The sequence below is a fragment of the Rufibacter sediminis genome (assembly GCF_014269285.1).
GTDB lineage: Bacteria > Bacteroidota > Bacteroidia > Cytophagales > Hymenobacteraceae > Nibribacter > Nibribacter sediminis.
On sequence record NZ_JACOAF010000009.1, the window covers coordinates 14,390 to 32,093 of the forward strand.

Annotated in this window: 11 protein-coding genes; 4 read left to right on the forward strand and 7 right to left on the reverse strand. The window is 54.9% G+C overall.

Translation table 11 applies throughout. From position 1 onward, the window contains the following. Positions 1 to 149 precede the first annotated feature (149 nt). The 6 genes from cysI to H7U12_RS04160 all read right to left on the reverse strand — a co-directional run bounded on the left by cysI (position 150) and on the right by H7U12_RS04160 (position 8,284). The gene (gene cysI / locus H7U12_RS04135) at positions 150 to 1,829 is read right to left on the reverse strand and encodes an assimilatory sulfite reductase (NADPH) hemoprotein subunit (protein WP_186633364.1); all 1,680 of its coding nucleotides are present in this window, start codon (positions 1,827 to 1,829) and stop codon (positions 150 to 152) included. Positions 1,830 to 2,130: 301 nt separating this feature from the next. Continuing rightward, positions 2,131 to 3,846 carry a diflavin oxidoreductase gene (locus H7U12_RS04140; protein WP_186633367.1) on the reverse strand — a complete coding sequence of 572 codons (1,716 nt, stop codon included), beginning with the start codon at positions 3,844 to 3,846 and terminating at the stop codon, positions 2,131 to 2,133. Positions 3,847 to 3,856: 10 nt separating this feature from the next. Beyond that, complete coding sequence (gene cobA, locus H7U12_RS04145) at positions 3,857 to 4,678, reverse strand: uroporphyrinogen-III C-methyltransferase (protein ID WP_186633370.1); 822 nt, start codon at positions 4,676 to 4,678, stop codon at positions 3,857 to 3,859. Positions 4,679 to 5,025: 347 nt separating this feature from the next. After that, positions 5,026 to 6,303 (reverse strand): sulfate adenylyltransferase subunit 1, encoded by a 1,278-nt coding sequence (locus H7U12_RS04150; protein WP_186633373.1) that lies wholly within the window; start codon positions 6,301 to 6,303, stop codon positions 5,026 to 5,028. Between the two features lie 301 nt (positions 6,304 to 6,604). Continuing rightward, positions 6,605 to 7,513 (reverse strand): sulfate adenylyltransferase subunit CysD, encoded by a 909-nt coding sequence (gene cysD / locus H7U12_RS04155; RefSeq protein WP_186633376.1) that lies wholly within the window; start codon positions 7,511 to 7,513, stop codon positions 6,605 to 6,607. A gap of 15 nt (positions 7,514 to 7,528) precedes the next feature. Beyond that, entirely contained in the window at positions 7,529 to 8,284 is a 756-nt protein-coding gene (locus H7U12_RS04160) for a phosphoadenylyl-sulfate reductase (protein ID WP_186633381.1), read from the reverse strand. Positions 8,285 to 9,530: 1,246 nt separating this feature from the next. Between H7U12_RS04160 and H7U12_RS04165 the strand changes: the two genes are divergently transcribed. Next, the gene (locus H7U12_RS04165) at positions 9,531 to 10,886 is read left to right on the forward strand and encodes a leucine-rich repeat-containing protein kinase family protein (RefSeq protein ID WP_186633384.1); all 1,356 of its coding nucleotides are present in this window, start codon (positions 9,531 to 9,533) and stop codon (positions 10,884 to 10,886) included. A 340-nt stretch (positions 10,887 to 11,226) separates the two neighbouring features. Continuing rightward, positions 11,227 to 13,011: a glycoside hydrolase family 15 protein gene (locus tag H7U12_RS04170; protein WP_186633387.1), complete on the forward strand. Its 1,785-nt coding sequence runs from the start codon at positions 11,227 to 11,229 to the stop codon at positions 13,009 to 13,011. Positions 13,012 to 13,776: 765 nt separating this feature from the next. Here the strand turns inward: H7U12_RS04170 and H7U12_RS04175 are convergent. Then, positions 13,777 to 15,951, reverse strand: a complete 2,175-nt coding sequence (locus H7U12_RS04175; protein WP_186633390.1) for a bifunctional alpha,alpha-trehalose-phosphate synthase (UDP-forming)/trehalose-phosphatase — start codon at positions 15,949 to 15,951, stop codon at positions 13,777 to 13,779. Positions 15,952 to 16,199: 248 nt separating this feature from the next. Here H7U12_RS04175 and H7U12_RS04180 point away from each other — a divergent pair, with 248 nt between their 5' ends. Both H7U12_RS04180 and H7U12_RS22430 read left to right on the forward strand, forming a co-directional pair. Next, positions 16,200 to 17,327, forward strand: a complete 1,128-nt coding sequence (locus H7U12_RS04180; protein ID WP_186633393.1) for a mechanosensitive ion channel family protein — start codon at positions 16,200 to 16,202, stop codon at positions 17,325 to 17,327. A gap of 174 nt (positions 17,328 to 17,501) precedes the next feature. Then, on the forward strand, positions 17,502 to 17,704 hold a 203-nt coding region (locus H7U12_RS22430), incomplete at its 3' end, for a hypothetical protein (RefSeq protein WP_206683868.1).

Below are 17,704 nucleotides of genomic sequence, written 5' to 3' on the forward strand. Positions count from 1 at the left end.
AGCTTCCTTCTCTTAGCCCCACGGATACCGATCTCCACAGTGTACTGAATACTAATTACCGGAAAAAGGAAACGCGCCAGCGAAGGACCCGCCACGAGGCGTTTAGCGGTTCTTTTTCAGAAAATGACCGCTAAACGCCTGGGCTGATTTTAATTTAGTAACGTGCGGTAGGCGAAATCCCCGAAGCGCTCGCCCGCCAACCGGTTCTGCTTGAAAGCGCCAAAGGCGATATCCAATTCCTGCAGAATGGCCGCCTCGTCCAGGTTTTCTTTGTAAAGTTTGTTCAGCCGCTGGCCCTGCTCATCGCCGCCCAGGTTCAGGTTGTAATGTCCGGGAGCCGTTCCCACAAAGCCGATCTCGGAGAGCACTGACCGGCCGCAGCCGTTGGGGCAACCCGTCATCCGGATGATGATTTCCTCGTCCTGCAACCCGTGGTGCGCCAGCACGCCGTCAATCTTGGTGATGAGTTCCGGCAGGTAGCGCTGCGCCTCGGCCAGAGCTAACGGGCAGGTGGGCAACGCCACGCAGGCCATCGCGTTCTGGCGCACCAGCGACGCGGCCTCGGTATGCGGAATCACCTGGTGCTTCACCAGAATTTCTTCAATGGCAGCTTTGTCTTCTGCGGTGATGTCGCTCAGGATCACGTTCTGGTTGCAGGTGAACCGGAAGTTGGCTTTACCGGTTTGGGCTACCTCCAGCATGGCCGTTTTGAGCGCCGCCGACGGCAGATCTGTAATGCGGCCGTTTTCCACGAACACGGTGTAATGCCACCGGCCGGTGTTGCTCTGGGTCCAGCCGTAATGGTCTTTGCGGGTGGTCAAGGTGTACGGCCGAACGGCTTCTAACGCGAATCCGGTGCGTTTTTCTAATTCTGCCCGGAAAACGTCAAGCCCCATGTTGTCCACGGTGTACTTCAGACGCGCCAACTTGCGGTCGGCCCGGTTCCCGAAATCCCGCTGCACGGTTAGGATCTCATACACCGCTTTAAATAGCTTCTCATCTGATTCCTCGGTGCTCACGAAACCAATCTCGGTGGCCAGCCTTGGGTAGGTTTCGGCGTTGCCGTGGGTAAATGATAAACCTCCGCCCACAGCCAGGTTGAAGCCTTTCAGTTCATTATTCTCAATGATGGCGATGAGGCCCAAATCCTGCGCAAACACATCAGAATCATTGTTAGGCGGAATCACCAGGCCAATCTTGAATTTGCGGGGCAGGTAGCGGTCCTGGTACAGCGGGTCTTCCTCCTCCACCTTGTCGTAGATTTTCTCCTCGTCCAGCCACACGTCATAGTATGATCTGGTCTTGGGCAGCAGGTACTCACTGATCCGGTCGGCGTACTGAAATATGCGCTCGTGGAGCGGCGATTCCAGCGGGTTGGCCGAGGCCACCACGTTGCGGTTCACATCGCCGCAGGCGGCAATGGAATCCAGCCCGGCCTGGTTGAAGGCTTTGATGGTGGGTTTGGTCTTGGACTTGACAATGCCGTGCAGCTGCAAGGTCTGGCGGGTAGTGATTTTGATCACACCCGTGGAGTTGTCGCCCGCGATGTTGTGCGTGGCTACCCATTGCTCAGGAGTCAGGAAACCGCCGGGCAACCGCAACCGGATCATAAAGGAATACAGACGCTCCAACTTCTTGGCGGCCCGTTCTTCGCGACGGTCGCGGTCGTCCTGCATGTACATGCCGTGGAACTTCACCAGCGCCGTATCGTCTTCCCGGATGGCCCCGGTGATTTCGTCTTTCAGGCTTTCCTTCAGCGTTCCGCGCAGGCCCTGGCTGACCTCTTTTATTTTCTCTATGGGTGATAAATTCTTTTTCTCAGTTGACATGGTAACTGGTCTTTAGGAGGAACAGGAAGTCGATTTCCTGCCCTGATTTTTGCATTCCTGTTTTGAGCCTGTTTTCAGAAAAACAGCTTAAAAACAGTTCTTTATGGAATCACTCCTTCGTCCCCCTTTGAAGGGGGTAGGGGGATGACAAGGCCGTTTGAAGAGCCAGTAGCTTCGCTTCGAAGCAAGGGCAACCACAAGGGATTGCCCCTACATAAATTCTGCAATGCCTGATCTGCAGGAGTTATCATCCCTCTACCCCCTTCAAAGGGGGACAGCCGGGAATGATTTGCACTTCAGATTAATACACGTCTTTCAGGTAGCGGCCTTCTTCTTTCATCTGCTCCAGGTACACGGCGGCTTCTTCTGGCGAAGAACCGGCACCCAGCCCGATGATCTGCAGCAGCGTGTTCTCTACGTCTACGCTCATGGGTTCTTTGGCCCCGCACACGTACACGTAAGCGCCCGATGAGAGCCATTCATAGAAAACGGTGGCGTTTTCCAGCATCTTGTGCTGCACGTACACTTTCTCCTGCTGGTCGCGGGAGAAGGCACCGTTGAAGCGGGTCAGGATGCCGGTTTCGTACCAGCTCTGGATTTCGGTCTGGTACAGGAAATCGGTGGCGAAGTGCTGGTCCCCGAAGAAGAGCCAGTTGCGGCCCTCGGCGCCGGTGGCATCGCGCTCGGCCAGGAAAGAGCGGAACGGCGCCACGCCCGTGCCCGGCCCAATCATGATCACGTCTTTATCGGCAGCCGGCAGTTTGAACTGGCTGTTTTTGTGGATGTAGAACTCCAGCGGCTGGCCTTCCTTCTGTTCAGACAGATAATCTGAGCAGTGGCCGCACAGCAGTTCCTCGTTGATTCGGAACTCATCGCGGGCTACCGTTACGTGGATCTCGCCGGCATGAGCCTCCAACGAGGAGGAAATTGAATACAAACGCGGGGCGATGGGTTCCAGAATCTGCAGCACCTCTTTGAACTGCTCGGCGTCTTTTACCGGGTAAATTCTCAAAAGATCCAGCAAATCAATGCGGGTGGCCGGAATGTCCTGCTCCACCACCTCGGCATATTTTTTCACCACCCGCTCCGGCAGAAACGTGATGTTCAGTTTGTCATGCAGCAGCTCGCGCACGGTTGATTCGCTGTTGCGGTGCGTCACTTTTTCGTCGGGTGCAATGCCGGTGATCTTCAGGATGGCCTCAATGGTGAACGGCCGGTTCTTGGGAACCACACCTAGCGCATCGCCGGGCTCATAGGCCAGATCCTCGGCCTCAATCTCAATGTGGTGGGTGAGTTTGTTGGAGCCCACATCGTTCAGGACGATGTTGGAGAGGATGGTTCCTTGGTAGATTTTCTTGCCGGCTTTCTTGGCGGGAGCTGGAGCAGCGGCCGGAGCCGGGGCCGAAGCGGGAGCGGCGGTCTGGTTTAGGGACTGCAGCACACTCTGGAACCAGGCGTTGGCTTCGTCTTCATAATCCACATCACACTTCTGGATGGGCACCAAGGGGCTGCCGCCCAAACGCTGCAACTGGGCATCTACGTCCTCGCCGGCTTTGCAGAACAGCGGGTACGCGGTATCGCCCAAGGCCAGCACGCTGTACTTCAGCTTGGGCAGCTTTTTATCGGTTTGGTGCACGTAGTCGTAGAACTTCTGGGCACCGGCGGGCGGATCTCCCTCGCCCTGCGTACTGATCACGGTCAGGAAATATTCTTCTTTCTCCAGATCGTTCAGGCGGTATTGGTCCAGGCTCACCACGCGGGCGTTGATGCCGCTTTTCTTGGCTTTGCCCGCCAGATCTGTGGCCACGCGCTTGGAGTTGCCGGTCTCGGTGCCGTACGCGATGGTGACTTTGCCTACGGCTGGTTTGGGAGCCGCAACTACAGACTCAGCGGCCGGGGCGGCCACCCCAGGGGCAGCCGTTAGGCCGGCCAGGTAACCGCTCATCCACAGCTGTTCCTCTTTAGACGATTGCTGGACCAGCTCCAGGAAGGCTTTTAGTTTCGCTTCTGCTAACATAGCGTTGAAATTATTGAAGTACCAGGCCCACTTGTTCAGCGACCGGCTTGAAGTAATGTTCTCTACTTGGGTTGTTGGTGAACCATTTGAACTCATGGTGCAGGTTCACCACCCGGCCAATGATCACGAGCGAAGGCGACACAAACGTCTTGCCGCCCAGCTTCTGCGCGTAGTCATACAGGCTGCTGGTTTGCACGTGCTGCAGCGGCGTGGTGGCTTGCTCCACTACCGCCAGTTGTTTCTCCTCAGAAATGCCGTGGCGGGTGAGTTTCTCCACCACTTCGGCTAACCGCTCACTAGACATGTAGAACACCAGCGTGTCCTCGGTCAGGGCCAGTTCGTGCCAGTAATCCTCGGTGAGTTTGCTGTAGGTGTAATAGGTCAGGAAGCGCACCGCCGTGGAGTGCTGCCGCGCCGTGAGCGGAATGCCCGCGTACGCCGCCGCGCCCAAAGCCGCCGTGATGCCGGGGATGATCTCGTACTCAATCTCGTGGGCCACCAGGCTTTGCAGCTCATCCAGCACGTTGGAGAAGATAGACACGTCTCCGCCTTTCAGTCGCAGCACCCGTTTGCCCAGCAGGGCGTATTCCACCAGCAGCTCGTTGATGGTGGCCTGCGGCGTGGTGCCGTGGCTGCGGCACTGCTTGCCCACGTACACAATCTCCGCCGAGGGCGCCGCGTACGTTTCCAGGATTTCCTCGCTCACCAACCGGTCTACCAGAATCACCTCGGCCTGGCGCAATGCTTTTACCGTCTTCACCGTGATCAGGTCAGGGTCACCGGGACCGGCTCCTGCAATGATCACTTTCCCTTTCTGCTGCCCTGCTCTCATGGTTTTGTTTGTCTAGTCACGGCTCTGGTCAAGGAACCGGTGGTGTTTAGGGGTTTTCTGTTTCAGGGCTGATTTGAAGAAACCAGCCCTGAAACGGCTTTTATCAGTTTGTCTCTGGCGCGAGTCTCCAGACTCGTGACATGGGATGCGTGGAGTCTCCAGACTCCTTTCCCGTGCAACGTTGCTCATGGTTCCCGGCGAGTCTGGAGACTCGCTTCATCCTTTGGCACGAGTCTGGAGACTCGCGCCAGGTGGAAACCAGTGAAGCTGAGTTGCCGCGTTCTGTTTTGGGGTTATTTTCTAAAAAACAGCTCCAAAACACTAAAAGCATTCGCTTTCCGGGCGTATTAGATCTCCGGCCAGAAAGGTTTGTCCGTGGCTTCGGTGGAAATCATGCAGGCTCCCACGGTTACGTTGCTGGTCTCGTCAATCAGGATGGCGCCGCCGTTGGCTCTGAGTTTCTTGTAGGAATCAAAGGCGATGGGCGAGGCGGTCTTGATGGTGGCCTTCACCACGTCGTTCAACCCCGCCGATACCGGCGACAGTTCTTTCTCCAGGGTGTTCACGTTCAGTTTGTACTCCAGCTCTTTCACCACGCAGCGCACGGTGCGGCTGTTGATCTGCAGCAGGTATTTGTTGCGGGGCACCAGCGGCGTGTTGCTCATCCAGCACAAAACCACCTCAAATTCCTGCGCTACCTGCACGGGCGCATCCTGTTTTACCAGCATGTCGCCGCGGCTGATGTCCACGTCATCTTTCAGGTGCAGCACGGCGCTCTGCGGCGCGAAGGCTTCTTCTACTTCGGCACCGCCAACTTCCACGGCCGAGATGGTGCTTTCTACGCCCGAGGGCTGCACCACCACTTTGTCGCCTTTGCGGTAGATGCCGCTGATGATCTTGCCGGCGTACCCGCGGTAATCAGGCAGTTCCTCGGTCTGCGGACGGATGACGTACTGCACCGGGAAACGACCTTCGGTGAGGTTAATGTCCTCGTGGACCTCCACGGTTTCCAGAACGCCCAGCAGCGATTCGCCTTCGTACCACGGCATGGCCGAGGATTTCTCCACAATGTTGTCACCGTTCAGCGCGCTGATGGGAATGTAGGTCACGTTCTTCAGGCCCAATGATTTGGCTACCTGCGAATAGTCAATCACGATGTCGTTGTACTTGTCCTGGGAGAAATCCACCAAATCCATTTTGTTGATGGCGACCACCACATGCGGCAGGTTCAGCAAAGACACAATGATGGAGTGGCGGCGGGTCTGCTCCACCACGCCGTGGCGGGCATCGATTAAGATGATGGCCAGGTCTGAGTTAGACGCGCCGGTCACCATGTTGCGGGTGTACTGGATGTGGCCCGGCGTATCCGCGATGATGAATTTACGCTTAGGCGTGGAGAAGTATTTGTAGGCCACGTCAATGGTGATGCCCTGCTCCCGCTCCGCGCGTAAACCATCGGTCAGCAGCGCGAGGTCTACCTGGCCTTCTTCGCGGTTCTTGGTGCTCCGCTCAATGGCTTCCAGTTGGTCTACCATGATGGACTTGCTGTCATACAACAGGCGCCCAATCAACGTACTTTTGCCATCGTCTACGCTCCCGGCGGTTAAAAATCTTAGAATGTCCATTTCAAATGAGTTCTGAGTCTTGAGTGCTGAGTCTTGAGTTTGTTTTAAGGTTGTTTTCTTGAAAACGGCTCCTAAACACCTCGGTGGCTCTTCACAGAAGCACTCTTTTATTTTTATCGAAGTCAGTCCCTTTCTCTTCTCCCCTATTTGTCATCTTGGAAAGATCTTGTGGGCGAGCTAGAAAAGCGTTGTAGTAAATGCAGTTACCGTTCGCCAACAAGTTCCTTTCAGGATGACAAGAGAGAGGGATGCGATTCTTCGTTTTTCGTCTAAAATCTAAAGTCTAGTATCCAGCGTCTTCTTAGAAGTAGCCGTTTTTCTTGCGGTCTTCCATGGCGGCCTCGGACACGCGGTCGTCAATGCGGGTCTGGCCGCGCTCGCTGGTGTTGGTGGCGATGATCTCGTTGATGATGTCGTCTAAGGTAGAGGCGCTGGACTCAACGGCGGCGGTACAGGTCATGTCGCCCACGGTGCGGTAACGGACTACTTTGCGGGTAATCACGTCATGGTGATCCAACGTTACAAACTCATTAGTAGCCACCAAGCGACCATCAAACTCCAGCACCTCGCGCTCGTGGGCGAAGTAGATGGACGGCAGCTCGATGTTCTCGCGGCGGATGTAGTTCCAGATGTCCAATTCGGTCCAGTTGCTGATGGGGAACACGCGCACGTTCTCGCCTTTGTTGATTTTGCCGTTGTAGGTATTCCAGAGCTCGGGGCGCTGCAACTTAGGGTCCCAGGAACCGAACTCGTCACGCACGGAGAAGATGCGCTCTTTAGCGCGGGCTTTCTCCTCATCGCGCCGGGCGCCGCCAATGCAGGCATCGAATTCAAATTCTTCAATGGTGTCCAGCAAGGTGTAGGTCTGCAGACCGTTGCGGCTGGGCAGTTTGCCTTTCTGCTCGGTGAGGCCTTTGGCTTTGATGGTATCCTCCACGTTGCGGACAATCAGCTTCTCGCTGATCTTGTGGGCCAAGTAATCTCTGAACTCCAGGGCTTCCTGGAAGTTGTGGCCGGTATCAATGTGCACCAACGGGAAAGGGAATTTGCCGGGTCTAAACGCCTTGAGCGCCAGGTGCACCAGCACAATAGAGTCTTTTCCGCCGGAGAACAGAAGCGCCGGACGCTCAAACTGGCCCGCCACTTCTCTAAAAATATGAATCGCTTCTGATTCTAACTGATCCAGGTAATCTAAGGTATATGCTGACATACGCTGTAATGCTGACTAAACGATTTTGGCTAATGAGTTCGCCACGCCGGGCTGCTGCTCGGTGACGTGCAAACCGCACTCTTTCTTGCTGGCGTCTTCCCACCACCACCGGCCGGCCCGGAAATCCTCGCCCGGCTGAATGGCCCGGGTACAAGGCGCGCAGCCAATGGAGATGAAGCCTTTGTCGTGCAGTTTGTTGTAAGGGATGTTGTGCTGCTTGATGAAGGCCATCACCTCGTCGGTGGTCCAGTACAGCAGCGGGTGGAACTTGATGAGCTGGTTTCCCTCGTCCCACTCAAACTTGGGCAGGATGCCGCGGCCCGGCGAGTGCTCGGCGCGCAAACCGGTAATCCAGACGGCGTTGCCCGCCAGCGCCCGCTTCAGCGGCTCCACTTTTCTGATGTGGCAGCAGTCTTTGCGGTTCTGGGTAGACTCGTAGAAAGAGTTGGGACCGGTAGTATGAATAAACTCCTCCAGCTGCTCATTGTTGGGGTAGTACGCCTTGATGCGCGTGTTGTACGCCTCGTTGGTTCTACTCCACACGCTGTAAGTCTCCGGGAAAAGGCGGCCGGTGTCCAGCGTGAAAATGCGGATGGGGACGTTGTTCTCCAGGATCTGGTGCGTGATCACCTGGTCTTCAAAGCTGAAGCTGGAGGAGAACGTCACCGCCTGCGGGTAACGGTTGACCAGCAACGCGAACGTCTGGTCTATGGTGAAGCCTTCTGTCTCTTGTATAAGCTGAGACACCTGCTCTTGTGAAGAAGAGGCCATGGCAAGAAAATACTAAGTAAGAAAATTGAAGTTAGGGGTGCGCCGCAGGGCACAAGGAATTTGTTGATTGCCGAAGGTTAGCAACAACAGCAGCAGGAGCTGCAACAGCAGAAGCGCATTCGCTTTATGTGAGAAGAAAAGACCATGTAGTCTGTTATCTGTATCTGTCTGTCAATGAAGATGACACAAAGGTAGGTACCGATTTTTACAAATCAAGTTTTCCTATCAATTTAATAGGGATTATAGATAAAAATTTAGGAGGTCTCCCCTCCGTATTCTTATGCAACTCCCAAAGAATCATCTTATGCGTTAACGCATTCTCAAAAACCAGTGTTCCGTTTTGGGCCTCTTTTTTTAAAATAACGCCCAAAACCGGTTTCCTCCTACATGATTCCCCTAGCCCCTTCCCCCGTCCGCAGGACGCTACAGGCATTGCAGCAGCTCCAAACCCTACTCAGCCCATGCGCTGTCTCGGCGATGGGCCGCCTGCGTAGCCCAGTCCCGAGACAGCGCATGCAAGAACGCTACCAGCAGCAACGGCCCACGGCTGCTATGAAACAGAAGGCTTTCACCAGGTGGTACTTTTTACTGAAGAAAAGACTGTCTGAGCGTCAGCGAGTTTCTTTTCTTCATGATTCTTTTGGTTACTTTTCTCATCCAGGAGAAAAGTGACAAACGCGAACAGACCGCGACTCCAGCCTAAAGGCTTGGAAGGAAAGAAGTGGAGAGTAAAGGCGGATAGCTAATTAGAAAGGCAGTCATAGTTGTTGGTGAGAACACCAACAACGGCGGGCGTAGTAGCAAAAGCTCAATAAAGAAAAAGGATCAGCAGGTGTAAACATCCCCCTTCGCCCCCTTCAAAGGGGGAATTTCTGCTTAAGGGAAGTTCACTTGGTTGTTGGTGAGAACACCAACAACGGCGGGCCGGGCTGGTAGCTCAACAGCTTATAGCTCAATAAGAAGAAAGAAAGGCACGGAAGTAACTTCCGCGCCATAGAAGGGTGAATCTGCGCTATAGAAGGGAGAACATCAACAGCGGACGAAGTAGCCACGGATCAACAAGAAGAAAGCAAGACTCGGAAGTAAACCCACCCCCTTAGAAGGAGACTTTGCCAGATTTCCCTTTCTGATACAACCTCCTAAAACCCGTTTTTCAGACTGATTCTGTCAAAACAGCACCAAAATAGAAAAGCTTATTTCAACTGATTCGCTTTCTTTGTGGCATTCGCCGTAACAAGCTTTCTCCATGGACCAGGATCTAACCACCTTAGCACAACTTCAAGCCGGAAAACTCATAGGTGCCACCCGCCTGAAACTCTCCTGCGGCTTGACGGAATTCCCGCTGGATATCCTGGACTTAGCCGATACCCTGGAGATACTGGACTTAACCGGCAACCGCCTCACGTCTTTGCCCCCGGACTTCGCGCGCCTACGGAAGCTGAAAATCGCGTTCTTCTCAGACAATGCGTTCACCCAGTTCCCGGCGGTGCTAGGGCAGTGCCCGGCCCTGGAGATGATCGGGTTCAAGGCCTGCCAGATTGAAACCATCCCCGATTGTGCCCTGCCGCCGCTCACCCGCTGGCTCATCCTTACCAACAACCAGATCACCGCGCTGCCCCGCTCCATTGGCACCTGCACCCGTATGCAGAAACTCATGCTGGCCGGCAACCGACTGACCCACCTCCCTCAGGAATTAGCCAACTGCCAGAACCTGGAACTGCTCCGGATCTCGGCCAACGAGCTGGTAGAAGTACCCGCCTGGCTTCTGTCCATGCCCCGCTTGTCGTGGCTGGCCCTCTCGGGTAATCCGGCCACCCAACACGGGCAAGTAGTAGCCGATCTTCCGGAAGTTCCGTGGACTGACTTACAGGTAGCAGAAGTGCTGGGCCAGGGCGCGTCCGGCATCATCTCCAAAGCGCAGTGGAAAACCCCTGATGCCGTTACGAAGCCGGTGGCGGTAAAAGTGTTCAAAGGCGAAGTCACCAGCGATGGCGTCCCGGAGGATGAGATGCAGGCCTGTATGGCGGCCGGAGCCCACCCGCACCTGGTGCAGGTCTTGGGCAAAATCAGCCAGCATCCAGCGCAGAAACAAGGCCTGGTGCTGGAGCTGATCCCCGCAGGGTACCGCAACCTGGGTCTCACGCCCAGCTTTGAATCCTGCACCCGTGATGTGTACCCCGCCGGCACCGTGTTCCCGCTACGGGAAGTGATCAGCATTGCGTCGGGCATTGCTTCCGTGGCCGCGCATCTGCACGCCCGGGGCATCTTGCACGGCGATCTGTACGCGCATAATACGCTGGTCAACGAAACGGGGCACGCGCTCTTCAGTGACTTCGGGGCGGCAACCATCTATGACAAAACCAAGCCTGAGCTGGCGGCGGCCCTGGAGCGGATGGAAGTAAGAGCCTTCGGGTATCTGCTGGAAGATCTGTTGGACCATCTCGCCTTGGAGGAAGTAGCGCACGAAACGGTCTCTTCTCTCCGAGGCCTGCAACAAGCCTGCCTGCAACCCCAGGTACTGCAACGGCCAGATTTCGCCGCGCTGGTTACCCAACTCACAGCCATCACCCAGATTGCAGGAATAGGAACGCCTCAGGTTTAAACAGAAGTGCCGCCACTTCCTTCTGCTGCCCAATCTATTTCACATTGGCGAGGGTACGTGCGTACGAATGCCAGAAACTTCATTTGCCCAGCGGATTTCTGATCAAAGCAAAGGTTCTGTTTTGGGCCTGATTTTCGGAAACTAGGGCATTTCTGTAACCGCTTGTACCTGATAATCCGGCCGGGAAAGGCTACTCCCGTTTAGCGATTGTTTTTCAGGAAATAAGCCGAAAACATCGCCTTGCGGAGGTCTCGGAAAAAATCAGGAAACCTCTACCCGTCTATTACGGTACATGTAACCTTAGACATCCACTGGCTATCCACCTATCCGTAGAAACCGTATGGCGAAACATACCTATGACATGGGGCTAATTGGCAACTGCGCCTATCTGGCCCTCGTTCACAAAGACACGAACATTGAATGGCTCTGTTGGCCCCGTTTTGACAGCAGCTTTGTATTTGGCCCCATGATGGACCGGCAAAAAGGCGGTGAGTTTTCCCTGAAGCCCGATGCCGAGGATTTCACGTCCCACCAGTACTATGTGGAAAACACCAACATTCTGTGCACCGAGATTACCTGCCAGGAGGGTTCTTACCGCGTCACCGATTTCGCGCCGCGGTTTAGGCAGCACCAGCGCTACTACAAGCCCCTGATGCTCATCAGAAAAGTAGAGCCGCTGTCGGGCTCGCCGCGTATCAAAGCTACTTGCCGGCCGGTGGGCAATTACGGCCAGCTGGAACTCAAGCGCCGCCGCAGCAGCAACCACATCGCGTTTCTGGGTCTGGACGAAGAGGTGCGCCTCACCACCAATGCCTCTCTGAGCTACATTCTGGAAGACCAGCCTTTTGTCCTGAATGAGACGCTGTACTTTGTGATCACCTACGGCGCTCCGCTGGAAGCCAACCTGGAGAGCACCTCAGAGGAATTCCTGCGGCAAACCACGCGCTACTGGCGCATGTGGGTGAAGAACACCAGCATCAGCAACTTCTTCCAGGAGCAGGTCATCCGCTCGGCCTTGGCCTTGAAAATCCACCAATACGAAGACACCGGCGCCATCATCGCCTCGCCTACCACCAGCTTGCCCGAGCACCCGGGCAGCGGCCGAAACTGGGATTACCGTTTCTGCTGGATGCGCGACACGTACTACATCCTCAACGCGTTCAACAACATCGGGCACTTTGAGGAGATGGAGCGGTATTTCCATTTCATCGCCAACATCACGGCCAAAGACACGCAACGCTACCAGCCACTCTACTCCATCAGCGCGCAGAGCAAGCTCACCGAGATAGAGCTGGAGCTGGACGGTTACCTGGGCAACAAACCCGTTCGCATTGGCAACGATGCCTACACGCACATCCAGAACGATGTCTACGGTCAGATTCTGGTGGCCCTGCTGCCGCTGTACGTAGACCGCCGGTTTAATGACGCCGAGCGCATAGAGTCGCAACGCCTGATTTACAAGACGCTGGAGAAGATCCAGCAGACCATGCACGAGCCTGATGCGGGTTTGTGGGAGTTCCGGGATTTTGCGCAGTACCATTGCTACACCTATCTGTTCCACTGGGCGGGTGCCTCGGCGGCGCGCAGCGCGGCCCGCTACATGGGCGATGAGCAACTCGGCCAACTGGCCGGCAAACTGATGGAGGAAGCCGCCGCCAAGATTGAGGAGTGCTTCGATCCGGCGCAAGGCGTGTATACCCAGGCCATCGGGAAAAACCACATGGACGCCAGTACGCTGCAATTGATTATGATGCACTACCTGGACCCCGCCTCTGAACGCGCCAAAACCCACCTGGAGGCGATGGAGAAAGAACTCAAAACCCCCGAAGGGCTCTTCTTCCGCTACAAACACGCCGATGATTTTGGGGTGCCGCAAAGCACTTTCCTGATCTGCGCGTTCTGGTACATTGAAGCCCTGGCCTGCGTAGGCCGCGTGGAAGACGCCACCCGCGAGTTTGAGAGCATTCTGCAATACACGAACCACCTGGGCCTGCTCAGCGAAGACGTTGACTCCAAAGACGGCAGCCAGTGGGGCAACTTCCCGCAGGCGTACAGCCACGTAGGCTTGCTCAATGCCGCCTACCGCATCTCGAAACGCCTGGACAAACCGTCGTTCCTGCTATAGTGCTCGGTTTATCTGCTTTAACAAGAAAGGCTCACCAGTTTGGTGAGCCTTTCTTGTTTACGGGTGTTTTAAGCCTTCTTTCCTGAAAACAGGCTTAAAATAGATGCCGATGTTTGAAACGATCCAGAAGTTGTTGGTGAGAACACCAACAACGGAAGCGAATAGCAGCAGCGACGGCAGTGAAAACCGCGGAAGAAACAGAACGGCAGAAGATATGGCGAAGCAAGATCCTGGCGCGAGTCTCCGGACTCGTGACACAAGATGAAGCGAGTCTCCAGACTCGCCGTGAACCACATTCCCTGCCAGGAAAAACAGCTTACTGACCCAAACACTCGCAGAATCTCCGGACACTGCAAGGTCTTGCTAACCGGTTTGCGGTAGCAGCAAGTTTTGATATCGAAGATTGACTTTCTTGCCTATGGATGAATTTCTACATGGCAGGATGGCGAAACAACAGATTTCTGAATGATTGCAGAGATTAAGCGGCAAGGCACTTTCGCTGCTGGGCAGCGAAGGTAGTCTGGAGACTACCTTTCACCCTTTGGCACGAGTCTGGAGACTCGCGCCAGCTTTTTTTGCAGGCCTTTGCTGTTTTAGGGCTGTTTTCAGGAAAGTTGCCCTAAAACAGCTTAAGGCACGAATCTCTCTACCGAGACGGGAAGCCTACCACTGGAAACCCATACCAGGAAACTAAATAACTAATACCTGAGCACTAGCAACTAATCACAAGCAACTAAGACCCAACAACTGAGCACAGCACTAGCCTCACGGACACAGGGACTTCAGCAGTTTGCGGACTTCTTTGGAGTTGTCCAGGTTGAAGCGGGCCAGGGAGCGTTCGCTGCCTACTTTGATGGTGAACGCGTCCTCGGGCATTACCCGGAACATGTCCTCGTCGGTGCGATCGTCGCCGATGCAGAGGATGAAATCATGCGGGTATTGCTCCATCCAGCGGGTACTGCCCACGCCTTTGTTCACCTCAACGTTTTTCACCTCCACTATCTTGTCGCCCTCCATGACCTGCAGGTTGATGTTGGCGGCCAGGAACAACAGGTAATTGCTTAGTTCGCGGGCCCGGAGCTCGGCTAAGGCGCGGTCTACTTTGCGGTAATGCCACACCAATGAGAAATCCTTCTCCTCAATGAACGAGCCGGGGGTACGGCTCACGTGCAGCTCCAGGATGGGCCGCACCTCGGTTTTCCAGGCATCGGACAGCGTCTGGAACATTTCCCAGTCGCCGCTGCGCTCCTTGAACCAGACCCCGTGCTCGGCAATAAAATCCACGGGCAAGTGGCCCAACCATTTGTGCAGCGTTTTCCGGTCGCGGCCGCTCACAATGACCACGCGGTTTTTGGGGTCCTGCGTGAGACACTCCAGCGTGGCCAGCAACTCTTTGTCGGGCAGGGCGTTCTGGGGGTCTTTGGTGAAAGAAGTGAGCGTTCCGTCGTAGTCCAGGAACAGCAGGCGCTGCTTAGCCGGTTTGAAGCTGTTGACCAACAACTCACTTTCTTCTGGTGACAGGTACTGGGTGGCCATGGACTGCTGCTTTACTTTGATATAATCCAGGCGGTTCATGAAAATCTCAACCCAGTGGTGGATGTTGTAGCGCCGCACGATGTCCTGCATGTGCTCCATGCGCATGGTCTGCTCGTCTTCGGGCATGGTGAGCGCCGCGTGGATGGCCTGCACCAGTTGCCCCAGGTCATTGGGGTTGATAAGCAAGGCATCGGCTAATTCGCGGGAAGCCCCGGCCATCTCGCTGAGCACCAGCACACCTTTTTTATCCAGTTTACTGGCGATATATTCTTTGCACACCAGGTTCATGCCGTCGCGCATGGGCGTTACCAGGGCAATGTCGGCGATGGAGTACAGCGCCGAGAGTTCTTCAATGGGGAACGAGCGGTAAAAGTACTGAATGGGGTTCCAGGTGATGGTTCGGTACGAGCTGTTGATGCGGCCCACCAACTCATCAATGGTTTCCTTCAGCTGCCGGTACGTCTCCACCTGGTCGCGGGAGGGCACTACCAACATAAAGAGCGTCACCTTCCCCTGGAATTCGGGATGCTCTTTCAAAAACAGCTCAAACGCTTGCAACCGTTGCGGAATGCCCTTGGAGTAATCAAGACGGTCAATGGAGAGGATGATTTTCTGCTCCTGCAGGGCCTCGCGGTACTCCTCAATCTTGCTTTTGGTTTCTTCAGAACTGGCCAGTGAGGCGTATTTTTCGTCATCGATGCCCATGGGAAAAGCGTCTACCATAATGCTGCGGTAGCCGTTATCTATGAGGCCTTGCGCGGTGTTCAGGCCCACGATCCGGCTCACCGAGGACAAGAAGTGGCGGGCATCGTCATAGGTATGGAATCCAATGAGATCGGCACCCAACATTCCTTTCAGGATCTGCTCGCGCCAGGGCAGCAGCCGGAAAATCTCGTACGACGGGAAGGGGATGTGCTGAAAGAACCCGATGGTGCTCTCGGTCATTTCTTCCCGGATGAGGTTGGGCAGCAGCAGCAGCTGGTAGTCATGCACCCAGATGGTGTCACCGGGGTTGGCCAGCTCCATGACGGCCCGGCAGAACTTCTGGTTCACCTGTTGGTAGGCTTCCCAGAACGTGTCTTCGTAGATGGCGTATTGGTTGAAGTAGTGGAAGGTGGGCCACAGGGTCTCGTTGCTGAATCCCTCGTAGAAATCCCGGATCTCGGCCTCGGTCAGGAAAACCGGGTACATGCTTTGTTCCGCCAGATCTTTGGTGACCTGCTGTTGCTCGGCCTCATCGGTGAAGTACGTGCCCGGCCAGCCAATCCAGATGTTGTCATCGGTTTTATAGATAGATCCTAATCCGGTTGCCAGGCCACCCTCGCTGGACTCGTAGGTCAGCTTGTCTTCTGTGCGTTGAACTTTGATGGGGAGCCGGTTGGAAATAATGATGGTCTTAGGCATAAGGAAGCGTTAAATGGTTTCTGCCCTCTGCTTTTACAGAGCTGGACCAAGAGGGGTAGATTCCCTTTTGACCTGACAGAACGCGCTGTTAGTACTGGTCCTATATTTACTCTCTTTTGCCGGGTTAGGTTAGTGGACATCCAAAAAGTACCATCTATCCCGCAGGCAGAAACGCTGGGGAGAACCGGCAGAAGGTAACCTTTCTAGGCTTTCATCGGTAGGGAAGAACTTGCTTTTGCCTTACTTTTATGAAATTGCTGGATGAATTGCTGATTAACCTCCCCCACATTGTCCAGGACCACCTGCCCTTGATCTTGCAGGGAACGGGAGTGATCATCGCCGGATTACTGGTAGGCGGATTCGCTAAGTGGCTGTTGTTTAGATTCCTGGCGGCGTACCACCACCGCTTTCCCCGGTACTGGATTGCCGGATTCCTGAAACATCTGGACCGCCCGCTCTTCTATTTTCTCCCGTTACTGGTCTTATCCACGGTTTTGCCTTTGGTGCCCCTGCGGCCCGATGCCTTCGAGGTTTTCCGGCGCGTGGTGGAGATTTCGCTCACCTGCGCGTTTGCCTGGACCTTGATTGGCTGCGTGTACGTGGCCCAGTACAGAATCCGCCATAAGTACCAACTTGACAAAGCCGATAACTTCAAGGAACGGAAACTCTACACGCAGCTCCAGTTTGTGAAGAAAATGGTGATCATCACCATCGTTTTCTTCACCATCAGCCTTATTCTGATGAGCTTCCCCACGGTGAGGAAAATTGGCACCGGCCTCATTACCTCTGCGGGGATTGTAGGGGTGATTCTGGGCTTTGCGGCGCAACGCTCGCTGGGGAACCTGCTGGCCGGTTTCCAGATCGCCTTCACCCAACCCATCCGGATAGATGATGTGCTGGTGGTGGAGAATGAATGGGGCAAGGTGGAGGAAATCACCCTCACCTACGTGGTGGTCCGCATCTGGGACCAGCGCCGGCTCATTCTCCCTTTGAACTACTTTATCGAAAAGCCCTTCCAGAACTGGACCCGCACCACCGTTGAGTTACTGGGCACCGTCTTCATTTACCTGGACTACACCGCACCACTGGAGGAAATGCGCAAAGAACTCACCCGCCTGCTGCCCCAAAATCATCTGTGGGACGGCCGCGTGGGCATTTTACAGGTCACTGATTTCAAGGAACGCACCATGGAAGTCCGGATTCTGGTCAGTGCCGGGGACTCGTCCAGTGCCTTTGATTTGCGCTGCTGGGTAAGGGAGAAAATGGTGACCTTTCTACAGCAGCACTACCCGGAGAGTTTGCCGGTGACCCGCACCGCCAACAGCAGCGAAAGTCCTAAGTCGCCGTTTGTTCCGATGGAGGAGGTTAGCACCTAGGCTCTTTTTTGCTAGAATTGGTTTTGACGTGATGGTGGGGCATTAAGCGTTCCGCCTTTGAAGGTAGAGCCGTTACATTCTAAGAAAACACCTGGTTCAAGTTTCCAACTTGGACCTACAATGAGCTGAAGTTTGTAACTTCAGTGAGCCGTGAGGCTCAAAATAGGCATTGCCATGACTGCCGAGATTCCCTCTTTCCTGCCGTTGTTGGTGTTCTCACCAACGACTTCTACTGCCTTTCAAGTTAGCTATCCGCTTTTGCTCCTCACATCTTTCCTACCGAGCCTCAAGGCTGGAGTCGCGGTCTGCCCGCGTTTGTCACTTTTCTCCTGGATGAGAAAAGTAACCAAAAGAATCATGAAGAAAAGAAACTCGCT

What these genes read in the sequence shown, in the direction of transcription:
- H7U12_RS04165 (WP_186633384.1), top strand. Translation starts at nt 9,531, where the DNA reads ATGGACCAGGATCTAACCACCTTAGCACAACTTCAAGCCGGAAAACTC.
- H7U12_RS04160 (WP_186633381.1), bottom strand. Translation starts at nt 8,284, where the DNA reads ATGGCCTCTTCTTCACAAGAGCAGGTGTCTCAGCTTATACAAGAGACA.
- cysI (WP_186633364.1), bottom strand. Translation starts at nt 1,829, where the DNA reads ATGTCAACTGAGAAAAAGAATTTATCACCCATAGAGAAAATAAAAGAG.
- H7U12_RS04180 (WP_186633393.1), top strand. Translation starts at nt 16,200, where the DNA reads ATGAAATTGCTGGATGAATTGCTGATTAACCTCCCCCACATTGTCCAG.
- H7U12_RS04150 (WP_186633373.1), bottom strand. Translation starts at nt 6,303, where the DNA reads ATGGACATTCTAAGATTTTTAACCGCCGGGAGCGTAGACGATGGCAAA.
- cobA (WP_186633370.1), bottom strand. Translation starts at nt 4,678, where the DNA reads ATGAGAGCAGGGCAGCAGAAAGGGAAAGTGATCATTGCAGGAGCCGGT.
- cysD (WP_186633376.1), bottom strand. Translation starts at nt 7,513, where the DNA reads ATGTCAGCATATACCTTAGATTACCTGGATCAGTTAGAATCAGAAGCG.
- H7U12_RS04170 (WP_186633387.1), top strand. Translation starts at nt 11,227, where the DNA reads ATGGCGAAACATACCTATGACATGGGGCTAATTGGCAACTGCGCCTAT.
- H7U12_RS04140 (WP_186633367.1), bottom strand. Translation starts at nt 3,846, where the DNA reads ATGTTAGCAGAAGCGAAACTAAAAGCCTTCCTGGAGCTGGTCCAGCAA.
- H7U12_RS04175 (WP_186633390.1), bottom strand. Translation starts at nt 15,951, where the DNA reads ATGCCTAAGACCATCATTATTTCCAACCGGCTCCCCATCAAAGTTCAA.